General features: G+C 72.5%; 17 protein-coding genes. 10 read left to right on the forward strand and 7 right to left on the reverse strand.

The window, feature by feature from the left end; genetic code table 11:
• Positions 1–700: transcriptional regulator CynR (gene cynR / locus B4N89_RS30720; protein WP_078979758.1), on the reverse strand; the 700-nt coding region annotated here is incomplete at its 3' end.
• Positions 701–871: 171 nt separating this feature from the next.
• On the opposite strand from cynR, the gene B4N89_RS30725 reads away from it, so the two are divergent.
• The 5 genes from B4N89_RS30725 to B4N89_RS30740 all read left to right on the forward strand — a co-directional run bounded on the left by B4N89_RS30725 (position 872) and on the right by B4N89_RS30740 (position 3,946).
• Entirely contained in the window at positions 872–1,483 is a 612-nt protein-coding gene (locus B4N89_RS30725; RefSeq protein ID WP_078979759.1) for a carbonic anhydrase, read from the forward strand.
• Between the two features lie 40 nt (positions 1,484–1,523).
• On the forward strand, positions 1,524–1,994 hold the full coding sequence (gene cynS, locus B4N89_RS30730; protein WP_078979760.1) for a cyanase: 471 nt from the start codon (positions 1,524–1,526) through the stop codon (positions 1,992–1,994).
• 56 nt (positions 1,995–2,050) lie between these two features.
• Positions 2,051–2,341, forward strand: coding sequence for a nucleoside deaminase (locus tag B4N89_RS51780; RefSeq protein ID WP_235619004.1), 291 nt, complete (start codon positions 2,051–2,053; stop codon positions 2,339–2,341).
• A complete protein-coding gene (locus B4N89_RS51785; RefSeq protein WP_235619005.1) occupies positions 2,293–2,547 on the forward strand; it encodes a hypothetical protein in 255 nt (84 codons plus the stop codon). Before B4N89_RS51780 ends, B4N89_RS51785 begins: the two co-directional genes overlap by 49 nt.
• 196 nt (positions 2,548–2,743) lie before the next feature.
• On the forward strand, positions 2,744–3,946 hold the full coding sequence (locus B4N89_RS30740; protein WP_078979761.1) for a methyltransferase domain-containing protein: 1,203 nt from the start codon (positions 2,744–2,746) through the stop codon (positions 3,944–3,946).
• Positions 3,947–3,955: 9 nt separating this feature from the next.
• On the opposite strand, the gene B4N89_RS30745 is transcribed toward B4N89_RS30740, so the two are convergent.
• The gene (locus B4N89_RS30745; RefSeq protein ID WP_078979762.1) at positions 3,956–4,777 is read right to left on the reverse strand and encodes an alpha/beta hydrolase; all 822 of its coding nucleotides are present in this window, start codon (positions 4,775–4,777) and stop codon (positions 3,956–3,958) included.
• Between the two features lie 278 nt (positions 4,778–5,055).
• Here B4N89_RS30745 and B4N89_RS30750 point away from each other — a divergent pair, with 278 nt between their 5' ends.
• Together B4N89_RS30750 and B4N89_RS30755 are read left to right on the forward strand one after the other, a co-directional pair.
• On the forward strand, positions 5,056–5,289 hold the full coding sequence (locus B4N89_RS30750) for a hypothetical protein (RefSeq protein WP_235619006.1): 234 nt from the start codon (positions 5,056–5,058) through the stop codon (positions 5,287–5,289).
• A 289-nt stretch (positions 5,290–5,578) separates the two neighbouring features.
• Positions 5,579–6,361 carry an SDR family NAD(P)-dependent oxidoreductase gene (locus tag B4N89_RS30755; protein WP_078979763.1) on the forward strand — a complete coding sequence of 261 codons (783 nt, stop codon included), beginning with the start codon at positions 5,579–5,581 and terminating at the stop codon, positions 6,359–6,361.
• Between the two features lie 569 nt (positions 6,362–6,930).
• On the opposite strand, the gene B4N89_RS30760 is transcribed toward B4N89_RS30755, so the two are convergent.
• Both B4N89_RS30760 and B4N89_RS30765 read right to left on the reverse strand, forming a co-directional pair.
• Positions 6,931–8,031 (reverse strand): chitinase, encoded by a 1,101-nt coding sequence (locus B4N89_RS30760; RefSeq protein ID WP_078979764.1) that lies wholly within the window; start codon positions 8,029–8,031, stop codon positions 6,931–6,933.
• A 1,903-nt stretch (positions 8,032–9,934) separates the two neighbouring features.
• Positions 9,935–10,594: a TetR/AcrR family transcriptional regulator gene (locus B4N89_RS30765; RefSeq protein WP_078979765.1), complete on the reverse strand. Its 660-nt coding sequence runs from the start codon at positions 10,592–10,594 to the stop codon at positions 9,935–9,937.
• Between the two features lie 170 nt (positions 10,595–10,764).
• On the opposite strand from B4N89_RS30765, the gene B4N89_RS30770 reads away from it, so the two are divergent.
• Positions 10,765–12,378 (forward strand): flavin-containing monooxygenase, encoded by a 1,614-nt coding sequence (locus tag B4N89_RS30770; RefSeq protein WP_078980619.1) that lies wholly within the window; start codon positions 10,765–10,767, stop codon positions 12,376–12,378.
• A 26-nt stretch (positions 12,379–12,404) separates the two neighbouring features.
• On the opposite strand, the gene B4N89_RS30775 is transcribed toward B4N89_RS30770, so the two are convergent.
• Positions 12,405–12,884: a DUF2867 domain-containing protein gene (locus B4N89_RS30775; RefSeq protein WP_235619007.1), complete on the reverse strand. Its 480-nt coding sequence runs from the start codon at positions 12,882–12,884 to the stop codon at positions 12,405–12,407.
• A 149-nt stretch (positions 12,885–13,033) separates the two neighbouring features.
• On the opposite strand from B4N89_RS30775, the gene B4N89_RS30780 reads away from it, so the two are divergent.
• Positions 13,034–14,206, forward strand: a complete 1,173-nt coding sequence (locus B4N89_RS30780; protein WP_078979767.1) for a MalY/PatB family protein — start codon at positions 13,034–13,036, stop codon at positions 14,204–14,206.
• Positions 14,207–14,264: 58 nt separating this feature from the next.
• On the opposite strand, the gene B4N89_RS48060 is transcribed toward B4N89_RS30780, so the two are convergent.
• A complete protein-coding gene (locus B4N89_RS48060; protein WP_143658147.1) occupies positions 14,265–14,777 on the reverse strand; it encodes a hypothetical protein in 513 nt (170 codons plus the stop codon).
• 491 nt (positions 14,778–15,268) lie between these two features.
• On the opposite strand from B4N89_RS48060, the gene B4N89_RS30785 reads away from it, so the two are divergent.
• A complete protein-coding gene (locus B4N89_RS30785) occupies positions 15,269–16,570 on the forward strand; it encodes a helix-turn-helix domain-containing protein (protein ID WP_078979768.1) in 1,302 nt (433 codons plus the stop codon).
• A 29-nt stretch (positions 16,571–16,599) separates the two neighbouring features.
• Here B4N89_RS30785 and B4N89_RS30790 read toward each other — a convergent pair whose 3' ends face one another.
• Entirely contained in the window at positions 16,600–19,437 is a 2,838-nt protein-coding gene (locus B4N89_RS30790) for a non-ribosomal peptide synthetase (RefSeq protein WP_143658149.1), read from the reverse strand.
• Between the last annotated feature and the right edge of the window lie 164 nt (positions 19,438–19,601).

Here is a 19,601-nt window from a genome sequence, read left to right on the forward strand (position 1 = left end):
TCTCGGTCAGCGCCTGGATCGAGTTCGCCTGGACCGCGATCCCGGGCCGTACGCCGTGCCGGGCGAAGTACTCGTCGATATGCCCTCGGGTGGCGAAGTCGTCGCTGAGCAGGGCCAGATGCTCCGCATCCAGGTCACCCACCGGCAGCGGAGGGGCGTCGGGGGCGGGGGTCGGCCGGGTCGCGCCGACCACCAGGCTGAGCCGTTCGGTGCCGAGCGCGGTCCCGGTGAGGCCCGGCAGGTGTGTGCCGCGGAACGCGATGCCCAGGTCGAACTCGTCCGCGGCCAGGCCGGATTCGATCCGGTCCTGGGTGGTCTCCACGACGTCGAGAGCGATTGCGGGATGGCGGGCGTACAGCTCCTCGGTCAGCGGCCCGACCAGGTACGTCGTGAACGTCGGCGTCACCGCGAGCCGCAGGCCGCCGCGGCTCAGGTCGGCCACGTCGTGCACGGCGCGTTCGGCGGCGGCCAGGTCCTGGAGTGCCCGGCGGGCGTAGTGCAGGTAGCTCTCGCCGACGTCGGTGGGCCGCACCGTGCGTCCGCTCCGGTCGAGCAGGCGCACTCCGAGGATGCGTTCGAGCTGCTTGATCTGCTGGGACAGGGTCGGCTGCGAGACACGCAGCTCCTCCGCCGCGCGGGTGAAGTTGCCGTGCTCGGCGACGGCGAGCAGGTAGCGGAGGTGCCGCAGTTCCGGGGCCATGGGGACGACTATAGGTGACAGCTATGGATCCGATGGGTACTGCGTCTTGGACGCTATAGGCGCAGCTCGTGCATGGTGGATCCAGTCGAACAAAGGCGCCTGCGCCCTCGGTTTCGCCTTCACCTTCGCCTTCGCTTTCGCCTTGGCTTCGCCTTCGTAGGGAGTAGTGCCATGCATCACCTCACCGCCGGTGTCACCCGGTTTCAGCGCGATGTGTTCCCGGCCAAGGCGCCGCTGTTCGACCGCCTGGCCCACGCCCACCGGCCCGCGACGCTCTTCATCGGCTGCTCCGACGCCCGCGTGGTGCCGGAACTGATCACCCAGAGCGAGCCTGGCGAGCTGTTCGTGATCCGTACGGCGGGCAATCTGGTGCCGGCCCACACACCGGGTGCGGGCGGCGGGGACGGGGTGGCCGCGAGCGTCGAGTACGCGGTCGCCGTCCTGGCGGTCACGGACGTGATCGTCTGCGGACACTCGGCCTGCGGGGCGATGACCGCACTCGCCGAGGGCCACGACCTGGCCGGCACGCCGCAGGTCGCCGACTGGTTGCGGCACGCGAACCCCGGTCGGGCCCGTCCGGCCGCGGACGCCTCGGATCGGGTGGGCGCGCTGGTCCGGAGCAACGTCGCCGACCAACTCGCCAACCTGGCCACGCACCCGAGCGTGGCCCGCGCTCTGGCCCGGCACGAACTGACCCTGCACGGCTGGGTCTACGACATCGGCTCCGGCACGGTCACCGCGCTGGACGCCGCCACGGGCCGGCCGATCGCCCTGCCGGCCTGACCCTTCCCTCCCCCACACACACTCTCGTAAGGAGAACCTCATGCCGCACGCCCTCTTCGACCCCACCGCCCGGCGGCAACTCGCCGCCACCGCCGTCGAGGCCAAGATTCGCAAGGACCTGACCTGGGAGCGGATCGCCGAACCCACCGGTCTGTCCGTCGCGTTCGTCACCGCCGCCGTCCTCGGGCAACACCCGCTGCCCGCCGACGCCGCGCACGCGGTCGCCGAACTCCTGGACCTGGGCCCGGACGCCGCGGCGCTGCTCCAGGCCATCCCCACGCGTGGCCCGGACACCCCGGGGCTGCCGACCGACCCGACCATCTACCGCTTCCACGAGATGCTGATGGTCTACGGCACCACGCTCAAGGCGCTGATCCACGAGCAGTTCGGCGACGGCATCATCAGCGCGATCAACTTCCGCCTCGACGTGCGGAAGGTCGCCGACCCGGAGGGCGGCGAGCGCGCGGTGATCACGTTGGACGGCAAGTATCTGCCGACCAAGCCGTTCTGAGATTCCGGCTTTCCCATCTCTTTCCGCCGACCTTCACCCAAAGACCAAGGAATCCCATGGACTTCGCCCAACGCACCATCGAGCTCGCCCTCCGCAATGTCGAGGAGGGCGGCCGGCCCTTCGCGACGGTGATCGTCCGCGACGGCGAGATCGTCGCCGAGAGCGCGAACAGGGTGGCCCAGACCGCCGATCCGACCGCGCACGCCGAGATCCTGGCGATCCGCGAGGCGTGCCGAAAGCTGGGAACCGAGCACCTGACCGGCACCACCATCTACGTCCTCGCCCACCCGTGCCCGATGTGCCTGGGCTCGCTCTACTACTGCTCCCCGACGAGGTCGTCTTCCTGACCACCCGCGACGACTACGCGCCGCACTACGTCGACGACCGCAGGTACTTCGAACTCGACACCTTCTACGCGGAGTTCGCCAAGCCGTGGGAGGAGCGCCGGCTCCCGATGCGATACGAGCCGCGCGCCGCCGCCACGGACGTGTACCGCGAGTGGCAGCGCCGCAACGGCGGCGAACGCCGGGTCACGGGCGCCCCCACCGCCTGATCGGGGCGCCGGGGATGTTCACCGGGGGCGTTCGCCGGGGCGGTGCGCCGCCGTTGCGGAGTCGATATCGGCAACTTCCGTACCCGCCTTGACGATTACGCTTCGGCGTTTCTAGGGTGCGGTGAGTAGTCACCCTCCGGAAAGGTTGGTTCGTGATGGCCGCTCGGTCCGTCGTTGGCGCTCGACGGTGTGTGTCATGACGGTGGGGCCCGACACGTTGACGGCGCTGCTCAAGCGCAAGGACGTGCTCCCGGCGGGCTGGGAGTCGGTGTTCGGCATGGTGGCGCGCGAGGATTTCGTGCCCGCCCGGATCTGGCCGGACGACACCGACGCGCTCCTCGATCGCGACCGGGATCCGGAGGCGTGGCGCCGCGCGGTCTATTCCGACCGGGCGTTGGTGACCCAGTGGGACGACGGCCGGCACTCCGGTACCGAGGCGGGCCGGCTGGCCACGTCGTCGGCGTCGACGCCCTCGACCCTCGCGGAGATGTTGTACGACCTCGACGCGGCCCCGGGAATGCGGGTGTTGGAGGTCGGCACCGGGACCGGGTACAGCGCCGGACTGCTGGCCGCGCGCGGCTGCCGGGTCACCTCGATCGAGGTCGACCCGCACCTGGCCCGGCGGGCCCGGGAGAATCTGGCGGCGGCCGGGTTCGGCGATCTGGTCGAGGTGATCACCGGCGACGGCACGCTGGGCCATCGGGCGGGCGGGCCGTACGACCGGATCCAGGTCACCGCCGGGGTGCGGCGGGTGCCGGCGGCGTGGCTCGAACAGGCCGCGCCCGGCGCGGTGATCGTGCTGCCGTGGGGCACCGACTACGGCAGCGGCGACTGCGCGCTGCGCCTGGTGGTGGGCGCCGATCGGCGTGGTGCGAGCGGGCCGTTCACGCTCGCCACGGCGTTCATGAAGCTGCGGGCCCAGCAGCCGGATTGGCGACGCTACGGCGGTGCGGCGCTGCCGGACGACTGGGCCGCCTACGCCCGGGCGACGACCACGACGTTGGGCTACGACGACGTGGTGGGCGGTCCGTTCGACTCGGTGGGCTTCGTGCTCGGCCTGTGTGTGCCCGACTGCCTGGCCCAGCCGGTGCTGCACGGGATGGTCGGCGCGACGTTGTGGCTGTACGGCGCCGACACCGGTCGGGGTCACTCGATCGCCGCGGTCGACTTCGGCACGGACGCGCCCACCATTCGGCAGTCCGGCCCGCGTCGGTTGTGGCACGAGGTCGAGGCGAGTTGGCACTGGTGGAACGCCCGGGGCCGGCCGACCATCCACGACTTCGGCCTCACCGTCACGGTTGCCGGCGACGGCGTCGTCGACCAGCAGCCGTGGTACGGCGCCGCCGCGTTTCCGCTCGTCCCGCCGGCGCACGACTGGCCCGCGCGGGGTCGCGGTTGACGCCCGGGGTCAGGCCGAGGTCGGGGCCGGGGCGGCGGGGAAGCCGACGTCGGCGAGCCAGGTCAGCGCGTTCTCCGCGATTTCCGGCCACCCCCTGTCGACGATCAGCGAGTGGCCCCGGTCCTCGAAGCAGCGATAGTCCGTGGTGGCACGGGAGTTGCGGTAGCGCTTGAGCGTGCCGCGGGTCAGTACGTCCGGGACGGTGTGGTCCTGCTTTCCGGACAGCAACAGGAGCGGTCCGCGCGACTGGTTCCGGGTGGCGACCTCGGCGGCGGAGTTGGGGGTGAGGTTGCCCAGGGCCAGTTGGAAGAGCGGGCGGGCGGGACTGGGGATCGTCCAGGCCGCGAACAGGTCCTCCGACTCCTTGCGGGACACGGTGTTGGCGAAGCCGTACCGGAACTGGGCCTGATTCAGCGACACCGCGCGTTTGGCGTTGGCCGGGTTGCGCAGGAAGGCGAACGTCGACTTCGCCTGGGCCGGTCCGATCGCCTTGACGCCCTTGATCTGGCCGGGACAGATCGCCACGGCCGCGGCGGCCAGCCCCTCGCCGAGCAGTTGCTGGGCGATGAAGCCGCCGACGGAGTGGCCGACCAGCACCGGCGGGGTGTCGAGGCCGCGAATCACGTCCGCGTGGGCTGCGGCGATCTCGGCGAGGCCGACGCCTGCCTGGCTCTGCGGGTCCCGGCGGGCCGCCAGTACGGTGTCCGGCACCCCGGGCCACTCGGGCGCCAGCGGCTCGTAGCCGGCCGCCCGGAATCGTTCGATCCAATTCCGCCAACTGGTCGAATGCAGCCACAAACCATGGATGAACACCACGGGAGTTCGTTTCACGGTCCTACCTCGCCTCGCTCACCAGGCCCCCGCCGCGTCGTTCGAACAAGATCCTTTCCTGCCACTGTGACACCGCCCCCGGCACGTCGCCGGCGGGGTGACGGGGCCCATTTCGCAGGGTGGGGATGTCGACGGGGGCGGATTTCGGAATGGGCGTCATGTAAGGTTTCTACAGATGTGTAGAAGCTTGGTTTCGGCGGTCTCGGTGCGAGCGAGGCCGCTTGGTCGCCTGCGATTCAGGGGGTGGAACTGTGCTGAATGATCATCGAGAGCGACGCATGGGCGTCGAGTGGGTGACGGCTCCTCCGGAGGAGGAGATCCGCCGGGTCTACGAGCCGGTGGAGATCCGCAACCGGGACGGCAGTTGGGCCCTGGGACGAATCAACGCGCGCTGGTACGGCGGCCGCGGCGAGGACTGGTGCCGCCTGCGCATCGTGGGCAGCGACCGACCGGCCCGGTGGGTCCCGTTCGACCCGGACGTCTTCGTCGAACTGCAGATCGACGGAACCTGAGAGGGGCCACCCACGGCGGTACCGCGCACCGCCCGTGGGGCGGGCGCGGGGCCGTGGGGTGCGGCGCCGACGGCCGGTCGCGGCGCCGCGGGGTCGGGCGTAGCGGCGCTCGCCGGGCGCGCCATGGGCTCGGGCGCGTCGGCGGCGGCTTCCGGTCTCGGGACGCACCGCCGCCGGCGCTCGGGGCCGGGATGTACCGCTGCCGACCTGCGTCCTCCGGGGTGCGGCGTTGTCCGTCGCTGTGGGCCTTCGTAGGCTCGGGCATTCAACGCTGTATGAGGAGGTCGTCGTGTCCGATGAGCCGTGGGGCTTTCCCGCCGTGGGGCGGCGGGTGTTGGTCAGTGGGGCCGCGCGGGGGCTGGGTCGGGCCGTCGCCCGGGCGTTCGCCACGCACGGGGACCGGGTGGTGGTGCACTACGGGTCGCGGCGCGACGAGGCAGAGGAGACGTTGGGCGGCCTGGCCGGTCGGGGCCACGTACTGATCGGCGCGGACCTCGCCGAGCCGGACGCGGTCGAGCGACTGGTGGCCGAGGCGGAGGAGGCCCTGGGCGGCATCGACGTGCTGGTCAACAACGCCGCCGTCAACACCCCGCATCCGCCCGCCACGACCGACTACGCCGAGTGGGTGACCGCCTGGCAGCGGCACGTCGCGGTGAACCTCGTCGGCGCCGCCGGGCTGAGCCACCTCGTCGCCCGGGGCATGATCGCGCGCGGCACCGGCGGCCGCATCGTCAACGTCGGCTCGCGCGGGGCCTTCCGGGGCGAGCCGGACCACCCCGCCTACGGCGCCACCAAGGCCGGACTGCACGCACTGGGCCAATCCCTGGCGGTGGCGCTCGCCCCGCACCGGATCGCGGTCGCCTCCGTCGCCCCCGGCTTCATCGACACCGACCGGGTGGCCCATCGCCTGTCCGGCGCCGAGGGTGTCGCGATCCGCGACCAGAGCCCGTTCGGCCGGGTCGCCGATCCGGCCGAAATCGCCGCCGCCGTCCTGTGGTTGACCTCTCCGGAGGCCGAATGGGCATCCGGCACGATCCTCGACCTCAACGGCGCCTCCCACCTGCGCACCTGAACCGACTCCGAATCGAGGCCCGGCCGAGTCGGAGGTGGCGGCATACGCGACGCAGCACGCCGAGGTTGCGGGGTAGGTCGGCGCGATGGGGCACCATTGCGACGGCTTCGGAATCCGGTTCCGACCCCGCCGGGCACTCTCGGTCCCCGCGACCTCGCCGGCGAACTCGACCCGACCGCCCTGCCTGCCGCTGCCGGCCGGTCTTTTCGCCGAGCAACACCCACATCTCGTCGGGGACCCCCGGTCTCGGAGTCTCGAACGCCGGCGGCGGCCTGTCCCGCGTGCCGGATCAACCCCGCAGCGCCCACGGCGACAAGGGTAGGGACCCGGGCATCGGCCGGTTCGTTCGTCGATCGTTGCGGCATGGGCCGAGTCGCGCCGCGAACCGTGCGTGCCGGCGCCGGTCGCCTTCGGTCGCCGTTGCCGCAGGCGCCGATGTCCGGTTCCATGAACACCGCCGGCCCGGCAACGCGATGGCGGCCCCAACGGAAGGTGCGGGCAGCCCCGTCGCCCCCTGGGCGGGATGACGGGACTGCCCGGTATGTGTGGGTGCCGTGCGGTCGGCGCGGTCAGCGGCCCTGGAGTGCCTTGACGTTGTTGCCGAAGGTCCAGTTGCGCGAGCCGTCCCAGTTCAGCGACCAGGTCATCAGACCCTTGAGTGCGCCGCCGTACTTGTTCCACGCCTGGGAGACCAGGCCGGTCGACATATAGCCGCCGCCCGCACCCGGTTGCGCGGGCAGGCCCGGGACCTGCTTGTCGTAGGGAACCTTGATCGTGGTGCCCTGGACGACCAGGCCGCGGTTCAGGCAGTCGGTCTGCGCGGTGAAGCCGGCGACGGTGCCGGCGGAGTAGGAATCACCGTTGCAGCCGTACATGTTGCCGTTGTAGTACTGCATGTTCAGCCACCACAGCCGGCCGTTGTCCGCGTACTTCTTGACGATCGGCAGATACGCGCCCCAGATCGAGCCGTAGGTGACGCTTCCGCCGGTGACGTAGGCCGTTTCGGGGGCCATGGTGAGCCCGAACTGCGGTGGCATCTGGGCCAGTACGCCGTCGATGATGTGTATCAGGTTGGCCTGCGAGGTGGACGGGGTGTTGATGTTGCCGCCGCCGACCAGGCCGGTTTCGATGTCGATGTCGATGCCGTCGAATTGGTACTTCTTCAGGATCGGCACCACGGTCGCGATGAACCGGTCCGCCACGGCACGGGAGTTGAGGTCGATACCGGCCGCGGCGCCGCCGATGGACATCAGGATGGTGGCACCGGCCGCCTTGGCCTGGCACATCTCGGCCGGGGTGGCCACCTTCACCGTCGAGTCCATCCCGTCCTCCCACAGGACGGTGCCGTCGCCGAGGATGACCGGGAACGCCGCGTTGAGCACGTTGTATCCGTGCGCGGCGATGCGCGCGTCGGTGATCGGGATCCAGCCGAGCGGCGGGTGTACGCCGTTGACCGCACCGTCCCAGTTCTCCCAATAGCCCTGGATCACCTTGCCGAAGGGCTTCGGCTTGCGCGGACAGAGATCGTCCGGCGGGTCGGCGGCGGCGGCCTTCGCCAGGTGCGGACGGCCGCTGCCCTGAATGCCGTCCGGGGTCGCGGCGACCGAGCCGCCCACCGCGAAGGCGACCGCCAGGGCGACTCCAAGCAGGCGTGAGGTCCTGCGCTTCATGCTCGATATCCTTCCGGCCGTTCGAGCGCGGCCGGGCACGGAAGGAACGTCCTGCGTGGCACGCCTACCTCCCGGGCGGGGACGGGCCCGGAAACTCACGTGGTGCAACACCAAAACGCTAAAGTGGTCCAGACCTCCCGGTCAACAGGTCCAGACCACAGTCAAACTCCGTCAAACAGAACGCACCCCCACCCCACACACTGCCCGCAGCACGGGCCACGGGGCCGGTCGCGGCGCGAAGCGGGGGCGGGGCGCAGGCGCGGGACGCGGAGCCGGGCGCAAGGCCGGGGCGCGGGGCCGGGCGCGAGCCGCGCGGGACACGAGGCGGGCGCGGCACAGCGCGACGCGAAAAGCGCGGCGCGAAGCGGGAGCGGGGCGCAGGGCCGGGGCGCGGGGCCGGGCGCAAGGCGGGGGCGGGGTCGGGCGCGGCACGGGACTCGGGGCCAATCGCGGCGCAAGGCGGAGGCGGGGCGCAGGCGCGGGACGCGGAGCCGGGCACAGGACCGGGCGCGAGCCGCGCGGGACACGAGACGGGCGCGGCACAGCGCGACGCGAAAAGCCCGGCGCGACACGGCACGACACGAAAGGCGCGGCGCGAAGCGGGAGCGGGGCGCGGGACGCAGGGCCGGGCGCAAGGCGGGGGCGCGGGGTCGGGCGCGGCACGGGACTCGGGGCCAATCGCGGCGCAAGGCGGAGGCGGGGCGCAGGCGCGGGACGCGGAGCCGGGCACAGGACCGGGCGCGAGCCGCGCGGGACACGAGACGGGCGCGGCACAGCGCGACGCGAAAAGCCCGGCGCGACACGGCACGACACGAAAAGCGCGGCGCGAAGCGGGAGCGGGGCGCAGGACCGGGGCGCGGGACGCAGGGCCGGGCGCAAGACGGGGGCGCGGGGTCGGGCGCGGCACGGGACGCGGGGCCAATCGCGGCACGAGGCGCAGGCGCGGGACGCGGAGCCGGGCACAGGGCCGGGCGCGAGCCGCGCGGGACATGAGACGGGCGCGACACAGCGCGACGCGAAAAGCCCGGCGCGGCACGACACAACGCGAAAGACCCGACGCAGCACGACTCGACGCGAAAGACCCGACCCGGCACTGCGCGAGGCGAAAGACCCGGCGCGACGCGACGCGAAAGGCTGGGAGCAGAGGATGAGTCCTGGCGAAGGACGGTCAGGCATGAGGCTCAGGGGCGAAGCTCCGGGCTTGGGGCCGGGCGTGGAGCACGAGTTCGGGCGCGGGGCGCGAGGAGTGAAGCACGGGATGGGGCGGTTCGCGACGTGGAATGCCGGCGAGGCTTGACGCGAGACGCCGCGCAACACGATGCGCGAAACGGTACGAGAGGCGAAGCGCCGCGCTACGCAAAGCGGTGCGGGACGCGAAGCGGCACGCCACGCGCAGCGGCACGGGACGCGAGGCGGTGCGCTACGAGGCGGTGCGCTACGCGAAGCGGTGCGGGACGCGAAGCGGTGCGCCACGCGAAGCGGCACGGGACGCGAAGCGGTGCGCTACGCGAAGCGGTGCACTACGCGAAGCGGTGCGGGACGCGAAGCGGTGCGGGACGCGAAGCGGTGCGGGACGCGAAGCGGTGCGGGACGCGAAGCGGTGCGGGACGCGAAGCGGTGCGGGACGCGAAGCGGTGCGGGACGCGAAGCGGTGCGGGACGCGAAGCGGTGCGCTACGCGAGGTGGTGCGGGACGCGAAGCGGTGCGCTACGCGAGGTGGTGCGTTCCGTGGGTCGGCGTGCGACGCGACGCGGCACGTGGTCCCAGGCCAGGCGCGACGCGCGGTGAGGCGCCGCCTCTGCGGCGACCCGCGGCGGCGCGAGACGGGAAGCGGTGCGCCCCGAGCCGACGTGTGACGCGAGGTCGGGCGCGGTCCGAGTGGGCTTGGTGCGGGGTCGGGTGGTCAGTGGGATGGCGTTGGGGGGTGGTAGATGGCGTTGAGCCAGATGTGGAGCAGGGTGGTTACTGCTTCCGGTTCGGACAGGGAGGGTTGTTCGGCGGCGAACGTGGCCAGGAGGACTCGTTCGTTCATCGAGGTGAGTGCGATGGCCAGGTCTCGGGCCGGGGGGCCTTCGGGGGCGGCGCCCCGGGTGCGTTCGGCGGTGATGGCCGCCGTGGCTCGGCGGATCCAGTTCTCCATGACGCGGGCCCACAGCTCCTGTACCTCGCGGTTGGTGCCGTGGGCTCGGGCTGCGGCCAGGGTGACCGCGCGGTGGGCCTGGAAGGTCGCGAAGAAGGCGGCGATCGTCGATCGCCAGTGGGCCGTCGGGTCCGCCGGCAGGTCTTCGAGCATGCCCTCCGAGCCCGCGTCGGCCTCGGCGACCACCCGGTCGATCAGGCTGAGCAGGACCGCCTCCTTGGAGGCGAAGTAGAAGTAGAAGGTGGGTCGCGAGATGCCCGCCCCGCGGGCCAGGTCGTCGATGGAGATCTCGTCCAGGCCGCGCCCGCCGAGCAGTCGCTCCGCGGTGGCGAGGATGGCCCGCTCCCGATCGTCGCCCGAGGGACGCGAGTCGCGCCGGCCCCGACGCGGGCGGATGCTGTCCTTGGCGGGGGTCTCGGTCACCCCCGAACCCTATCGCCCGTCGAACGCCTCGACACTGTGTTGACCGACTCGACGCGACGTCGATACCGTTGCCTACGCTACCGCCCGGTAGCCGCGCGCCGCACCGGCGTTCGTTCGGATGTCGCACCCGTCGCCCGTTGTCGGGCGCCCCTCGCGGAATGGGGAACGGCATGGCCAGGGAACACGTCGACGTACTGATCGTCGGGGCGGGTCTGTCCGGCATCGGCGCCGCCTGCCGCCTGCGCCGACACTCCCCGGGCAAGTCCGTACTGATCCTGGAGGGCCGCGACGCGATCGGCGGCACGTGGGACATCTTCCGCTACCCCGGGATCCGTTCCGACTCGGACATGCACACCCTCGGCTACTCCTTCCGGCCGTGGTCCGCGAACGAGGCGATCGCCGACGGCGCGACGATCCGCGACTACATCCGCGACACGGCGCGCGAACACGGCGTGGATGGGCTGGTGCGCTTCGGGCATCGGGTGCTCGGCGCGGAGTGGTCGGGCGGCGAGGCCCGGTGGACGGTACGCGCCCGGCGGCCGATCGCGCCCCCGACGCAGGCACCCGTGGCGACGCCGATATCGGCACCGATATCCATACCGACGCCGACGCCATCGCCGAGCCCGGCCGACAAGACCGCATCCGATCCGGGCGACGAGGCGAGTGCCACCGAAGTCGTCGAGTTGACCTGCTCGTTCCTGTTCGTGTGCACCGGCTACTACCGCTACGACGAGGGCTACACCCCCGACTTCCCCGGCATCGAGAACTTCGCCGGAACCGTCGTACACCCACAGGCGTGGCCCGAGGATCTGGACTACACCGACAAGCGGGTGGTGGTCATCGGCAGCGGCGCCACCGCCGTCACCCTGGTCCCCTCCATGGCCGACACCGCCGCGCACGTGACCATGCTCCAGCGCTCGCCCACCTACGTGATGGCGCTGCCCGCGCGCGACGCGATGGGCCGACGGCTGCGTCGGGTGTTGCCGGACCGCGCCGCGCTGCCGCTGATCCGGGCCAAGAACGTCGGCCTCACCATGCTCGCCTTCCACCTCTCGCGCAGCGCGCCGAGGCTGATGAAGTCCGTGCTGCGCAGGGGCGCCATCCGGCAACTGCCCGAAGGCTACGACGTGGACACCCACTTCGCGCCGCGCTACGACCCGTGGGACCAGCGCATGTGCTTCGTGCCCGACGGCGACCTGTTCGCCGCGCTGCGCGGCGGCCGGGCCTCGATCGTCACCGACACCATCGCCGGCTTCACCCGGACCGGACTGCGTCTGGACTCGGGCGCCGAATTGCCCGCCGACATCGTGGTCACCGCGACCGGCCTGAATCTGCTGGCCATCGGCGGCATGACACTGACCGTCGACGGGACCCCGATCGAACTGTCCCGGACCGTCGCCTACAAGGGCATGATGCTCTCCGGCGTGCCCAACTTCGCCCTGGCCCTCGGCTACACCAACGCCTCGTGGACGCTCAAGTGCGACCTGGTCAGCCGCTACGTCTGCCGGCTGCTCAACCACATGGACGCGCACGGCTACCAGGTGTGCATGCCCCAGGCCCCGCCCGCCGACGCGCCGCTCGAACCGCTGCTCGACCTGAAGTCCGGCTATGTACTGCGCGGCACCGCGATGTTGCCCAAGCAGGGCCCGACCGCGCCGTGGCGGCTGCACCAGAACTACCCGCGCGACGTGCTGCTGCTCAGGCACGGTTCGCTCCAGGACCGGGGCATGCGCTTCGGCCGCGCCGCCGCCCGGCCGCGCGCGGTCGATACCAGCACGCGCTGAACGCCCGGCCGGCCGCGCGTGTACGGTCAGCCGCGCGGTGCGCTGCGGCTTGCGCGCCGGAGGATCCACGGGACGGTCAGGTGGTGGATCGGCGCGATCGCGCCCCACACCACGCGGCCGATACGCCGCTCGTGGCGCACCCGGGTGATCCACACGACACCGTCGTCCCGGACCAGCAGCGTGTTGTGCGCGGTGACCAGGCGTGAACTCGCGGTCACGGTGCACGAGTCGGCGTCGGACGTGGCGATCGACCAGCCCAGCACGTGCGTCGGCGACGGCCGCGGTCCCAGCCGCAACCCGAGCACGAGGGTCCACCCGATCAGCAACAACCCGCGAAACACGGCCGGCGACCCCTCGAACGCCGCCCGGGCCCACTGCTCGGGGGTACGAGCACGAGCCGTCGCCGTGCCGAGCTCGAACGCCGAGGCGTATCGAGCCCCCGGCAACTCCGCGCCCGGCGCCGGCACGTCCGGCACCACGATCCGCCGCACCCGCGCGCCACCCACGAAGCATCCTCCCGACACCGACCACCGACCACCGACCACCGATCCGGTCGATCCTAGGGCGTGTCCGGCCCGGATTCGGCGCGGCCCGTCGTTCATTCGCCCTCGTCACACCCTCTTCTCCGGGGCGGGGCTCGCCTATCGTGGGTTTCATGGACAGTCTGTCGGAGCCCATCGCCGAGAATGTCGATCCGCTGCGCGCGCTCACGTTGGACACGCTGCGTCGGCGCACGAGCATGAAGTGGCACGCCTACCCGGAGGATGTACTTCCGCTGTGGGTGGCCGAGTTGGACGTCCCTCTGGCCGAGCCGATCATCCAGGCCGTGACCGATGCCGTCCGACTCGGCGACACGGGATATGCCGCCGGTTGCGAATACGCCACCGCCCTGGCCGACTTCGCGGCCAAACGCTGGGGATGGCACTCGCTCGCGGTCGAGCGTACGGCGATCGTGCCGGACGTGATGCAGGGTGTCGTCGAGATGCTCAAACTGGTCACCGGGCCGGGCGATCGGGTCGTGGTCAACTCGCCCGTGTATCCGCCGTTCTACATGTTCCTGACGCACATGGATCGACAGGTCGTGGAGGCCCCGCTCGGCGCGGACCACCGGATCGACCTCGACGTACTGGCCGACACCTTCCGTACCGCGACGGCCGCCGGCGGCCGGGTCGCCTATCTGCTGTGCAGCCCGCACAACCCGACCGGGACGGTGCACACCGAGGCCGAACTGTCCGCCGTGGCCGCGCTGTCCGCCGAACACGGGGTACGTGTCGTGGCCGACGAGATCCACGCGCCGCTGGCGCCGCCGGACCGGTACGTGCCGTACCTGAGTGTCCCGGGCACCGCCGACGGCCTGTCGCTGATGTCCGCGTCCAAGGGTTGGAACCTGGCCGGACTCAAGGCCGCGCTCGCCATCGCCGGCCCTGGCGCCGCCGAGGAACTGGCCACGCTGCCCGAGGAGGTGAGCCACGGCCCCAGCCATGTCGGCGTGATCGCGCACACCGCCGCGCTGCGCGACGGTGTCGGCTGGCTGGACGCCCTCCTGGCCGGACTCGCGGCGAATCGGCGGCTCCTGGCCGACCTGCTCGCCGAACACCTGCCGGCCGTGCGCTACACCCCCGCCGAAAGCACCTACCTGGCCTGGCTCGACTGCCGCGACCTCGGTCTCGGCGACCGCCCGGCGGCGTACTTCCTCGACCAGGCCAAAGTGGCGCTGACCTGCGGCGTCGACTTCGGCACCGGCGGCGCGGGACACGCCCGGCTCAACCTCGGCACCCACCCGGACATCGTCACCGACGCGATCCGCCGGATGGCCGCCGCGCTCTGACCGGCACACCCGTCGCCGGCATGGCCGATCCGCGCCGACTCGGCCGCCCGGCGGGCGCTCAGTCCGCGCGGTTCTGGCCGGCCAGATGCTCCAGCGCGTGCAGCAGGTACGCGGCGGAGGGGTCGGTACGGTCGGTGCGCAGCGCCCACAGCGCGACCTCGGTCGGGAACTGGATGTCGGCGAACGCGATCACCACCCCGCTGCCGTCCAGGAACAGCCGACTGCGGGCGCTGCCCAGGTCGATCCAGGTCTCGGCGACCGCGAGGGCGGCGGCCTCGTCCGCGCAGGGCAGGTAGGCGAAGCGGCCGTCCACCAGGTCGGGCGGCAGGATCCGGGCGGCGCGGCGCACCCGGGCGAGGTGGGTCTCGAAGGCGTCCGTATGCTCCCGCGCGGTCCAGGGCAGCCGCGAACGCCACAGCAGGCAGGTGCACCAGGCGGTCACCAACGCCGCGTCCGGGTCGACGGCGGAGACCGCGCCGGGTCGGCCGGCGGCGTCGGGGTGTGGCCCGGTGCGCATCAGGTGTCCGGCCGCGACCCGCTCCACCACGGCGTCGGGCTGTTCCTCGCTCAACGATCCGATCCCGTTCTCGCTACTCGCGCCGGAGCCGCCGGCGCCCGTCGGGCCACGCTGTACAGCACGGTAGCCGACGGGGGTCGCCGGGCCGCCCACGCCCCTGCCGTGCCGATCCGCAGCGGCACCACGCGGCCCACCGCGTAGAGTAGTTGCCGCGTGACCGACGGGTCACGTGTCGGATTCGAAAGCTCGCATACACCACTCATGCAACAAGTGTCACATCGGCACCCCAACCAGACTTCGGGGCGGGGTGTTTGGCGCGTTTCAATCTGCCGGCATCGCCTTCCGCTCTCCTAGGGTGACTTTCTGGATGGGCAGTACAACCATCTCCCCCGCCCATTCGTCGCCCGACCGACGTCGACCCGCGCCGGGAGAGCGCTCTACAAGAGCCCGAGGGCCTTCGGAACCCGGACGGGCCACCTCACCCGGGGTGCGTCCGGGCAGTGCCGACAGTTTCCACACAGGAAAGGTTCGGTCCCTTGCAGCAGGTGAACATGGACGATCACACCGTGTCGTTCGGCGCCGCCCTGCGCCATCATCGTCGACAACAGGGCCTATCCCTGCGGCAGTTGGCCGGACTGGTGGCCTACAGTCCGGGCTGGCTGAGCAAGATAGAGAACGGCATGTCGACACCGACCATGCAGTTGGCGCGTTTGTGCGACCGGGAACTCGCCGCCGAGGGGGTACTCGCCGCGTTGGCCGGTTCCGCGGCCGACGACCCCCCGCCCCGCCTGCGCCCGGCCCAACTCCCGCCCTCGACCGCGGGATTCGTCGGCCGTGAACGCGAACTCGAAGATCTCGACGCGCTCCTGGCACACAGTACGGAGACCGGCCTACCGCTGACGGTCGCCATCGACGGGCCCGCCGGCGTGGGCAAGAGCGCGCTGATGATCCGCTGGGCCGGCCAGGTCTCCGGGTCGTTTCCCGGCGGCGTGCTCTACCGCGACCTGCGCGGCTCCTCCCCCGATGCCGAACCGGTGCGTCCCACGGACGTGTTGGCCGACTTCCTGATCGCGCTGCGGGTGTGTCCGCCCGCCGTCCCGGCCGACCTGGAACAGCGCGCCGCGATGTTCCGCAGCCTGCTGGCCGGTCTGCGCATGCTGGTGGTCCTGGACAACGCGGCGGACTCCCGGCAGGTCACGCCCCTGCTGCCGGGAACCGCCGGTTGTGCCGCCGTGGTGACCAGCCGCCGCCGACTGACCGGAATCGCGGTGCGCGCCGGCGCGTCCAAGATCCCGCTCGGACCGATGTCGCCGGCCGAGTCGGTGGCGCTGCTGTGCGCGGTGGTCGGCCCCGATCGGGTACTCGCCGAGGCGGACGCGGCACGGAAGTTGGCTCGACACTGTGCCCATCTGCCGCTGGCCCTGCGGATCGCCGCCGAACGCCTGGCCACCCGACCGCACCGCTCGCTCGCCCTGCTCGCCGAGGAACTCGACGACGAGAAGGGCCGGTTGGATCTGCTGGCCGACGCCGACGACCCGCACCTCGCGCTGCGCGCCGCGTTCTTCGGGTCCTATCGCGACCTCGACCCGGAGGCCGCGCGGGCCTTTCGCCTGCTCGGCCTGCATCCGGACGGGCGCCTGGAGGCGTCCGTCGCCGCCGGGTTGATCGGCCGTCCGCTCGGACACACCCGCCGACTGCTGGAAAGCCTGGCCAGCGTGCACCTGTTGGAGGAGACCGGCCCCGACCGGTATCGCCTCGCCACCCTGCTGCGCGCGTACGCGGCCGAACGCGCCGGCGACGAGGAGGCCCGGGTCGGCGCCGACGACCCCGGGCCGACGGCCCGCTGACGTATCCGACGGCGCCGGGCCGGGCCTGCTCACCCGGCGCCTTCGGTCAACAACGCCACCAGGCGCGGCACGGTGGCGTGCCGGTAGAACTGCCGCACCGTGATCCGGGGCAGGCCGGCCGCCCGCAGCTCGGCGAGCAATCGTGTCGCCAGCAGCGAGTTGCCGCCGACCTCGAAGAAGCCCTCGTCCCGCCCGGCGTCGGCGCCCAGCACCCGCCGCCAAATCTCCCACACCGTTGCGGCCGTCGCGGACTCGCCGGCCGTACCGGATCCGGCGGGCGCAGTGGGTTCGGCGGGTCGGCCGGCCGTCATCGGGTCCGGGCCGGTCGGGGCCGGCACCGCGTCGTCGTCCGGCGCGGACAGGGCGGCGAGCCGGTCGGTGTCGACCTTCCCGTTCACCGTCAGCGGCAGGGCCGGCACCACGACGGCTCGACCCGGCACCATGTATTCCGGCAACACCGCCCGCGCGGCGCGCAGCACCTGCGCCGGGTCGCCGCCGTCGACCAGCACGAGATACGCGTCGATCCGGGCCTCCGCGCCGTCGCCGGCGCTCGCCCCCCGGACCACCGCCGCCGCCTCGATCACACTCGCGTGCTCCAGCAACACCGCCTCGATCTCGCCCAGTTCGATGCGGTAGCCGCGCACCTTCACCTGGGTGTCCAGGCGGCCCAGATGATCGATCCGGCCGTCCGCGCGCAGCCGCCCCCGGTCGCCGCTGCGGTAGACCCGCTGCCCGGTGTGCGGATCCACCACGAATCGTTCGGCCGTCTGCTCGGGGCGGCCCAGATAGCCGATGGCCACGCCGGCCCCGCCCACCCACAACTCGCCCGCCACCCCGGGCGGCAGCACCCGTCCCCTCGGGTCGCGCACCGACACCCACCAGCCCGGCAGCGGCGCGCCCACGGACCGCGCCTCGTTGGCCGCCCGGGTCGGGGTCAGCGGCTGGGCGGTGACGTGCACGGTCGTCTCGGTGATGCCGTACATGTTCACCAACCGGCACTCCGAGTACGAGTGCCGCTCGAACCAGGGGCGCACCATCGGCGGGTGCAGCGGCTCGCCACCGAACACCACCAGGCGCAGCGCCAGGTCCTCCGTCCGTCTGCGGTCCACCTCGAGGAGTTGGGCGAAGGCCGACGGCGTCTGGTTGAGCACGGTCACGCGCCGCTCGACGAGCAGATCGTAGAAGTCCTCGACCGAGCGGGCCGTCCAGTAGGACACCACCACCAGGTGGCCGCCGCCCAGCAGGCAGCCCCAGATCTCCCAGACCGAGAAGTCGAAGGCGGTGGAGTGGAACAGGGTCCAGACGTCGTCGACTCCCGGGGCGAGCAGGTCGCGGGTCGCGTCGAGCAGCGCGAGAACGTTGCCGTGCGGCACCTCGACGCCCTTCGGGCGCCCGGTGGATCCGGAGGTGTAGATCACGTAGGCGGGATGCGCTTCGCCGACGGCGGGTGCGGTGAACTCGGGGAGTTCCGTGCCGCGTTGGCGAATCGTCGCCGGGGCGAGGACGGTGACGGTCCGGTCGGTCCGGTCGGGCGGGTCCGTCGGGTCCGTCGGGTCGGTCGGGTCGGTCGATTCGGTCGGGAAGTTCTTCGGGTCGCCGATCACCAGGCGCAGGCCGGCGTCCGTCGCGGTGTGCCGCAGTCGTGCGTGTGGATGGCGTACGTCGAGCGGCACATAGGTGCAGCCGGCGATGAGTACGGCCAGGAGGACCACCACGGCCTCGGCGTCCGGCTCCAGGAACACGCCCACGCGGTCGCCGGGTTCGACGCCCGCTGCTTGGAGGCCGCGGGCCGTCAGGTCGGCGCGGGCGGCCAACTCCCGGAAGGTGTAGGCGCCGTCGTCGTCGGAGAGGGCGATCGCGTCGGGCCGGGCGGCGGCCGTCGCGGCGAAGCGGGCGTGGATCGTGTTCGCCCGGTCGGGGGCCGGGTCGAGCCGCCGGTCCACGCCGCCCAGGCGCAGCGTGTCCCGGATCTCGACGGTGCTCAACCAGGTGATCGTGGCCAGCGGCGCGGTGTCGGCGGCGGCGTGCAACTCGCGGACGACACGCGCGATGTGCCGGCAGACCCGCTCGGCGACCGAGGGGTCGACCAGTCCCGCGTCGTGGCGGCAGGTCAGCGTCGGGGTACCGGCCGGGTCCTCCGCGGCGTAGAGCGTGAGCGGCGCGATCGGGGCCAGGCACGGGCGGTAGTCGGCCCACCCGTCCGTGCCGTCGGCGGCGGTGATCAGCGCGGTCTGCGGCGCGGGGCCCGGTTCCGCCGGCGCGACCGCGATCGGCCCGACTCCGGGGCAACTCGCGGCGATCAGGTGCAGGTAGCGGCCGACCGTGTCGTCCTCGTCCACCCGCACGTCGTGCACATGCGGCCCCAGTCGTCGGCATCGGTCGTATGGGGTCGCGGCGGCCACGGTCTCGGCGGCGACGTCCAGGACGGCGAAGCGCTGCCACGGCTCGCCCGCGTGCCGGGCCGACACGAGCGCCACGGCCGCCGGGAGCAGCCGCTCGTACAGGCCGGGCAGCGCGGGCAGCGGCACCGACGCCCACCCGATCCGCCCGACCTCGCTCGGCTCCCCCAGCGCCCAGGCCGGCGCGGTCTCGGGGCGGTCCGCCCGGAACTCCGGCAATTCGGCGGTGAACGTCGGCACGGAGGGCCCGGCCATCGGGTCGGCCGGAGTCGGGCCGCCGAGCAGCACCTCGGCCAGTCGGTGCAGCCCGTGGGGCGACACCGCCGCGCGCTCCGCGACCAGGACCAGGTCGGCGACGCCGTCGGCATATCCCAGGACCAACACCCGCAGCGGCCCGGCGGCCGGATGCACCGGCCGCTCCGCCTCGCGTTCCCGCCGCCGCCGGGCGAGCGGATGATCCGAGCCCACGGCCAACACCTGCCGCCACGCGACCCCGACCCCCATCCCCGGCCAGGCCTCGGCAACCCGACACAGCCCAAGGCGCACGGTTTCGGCATCCACCCCCACCGGCAACCGCCGCACAAGACTGTGACAGCCCCGCCCGAGCTGCAACTCCCGTACAGAACGCCCCC

Origin of the sequence: Embleya scabrispora (assembly GCF_002024165.1) — a bacterium.
In the GTDB taxonomy this organism is placed as follows: Bacteria; Actinomycetota; Actinomycetes; order Streptomycetales; family Streptomycetaceae; genus Embleya; species Embleya scabrispora_A.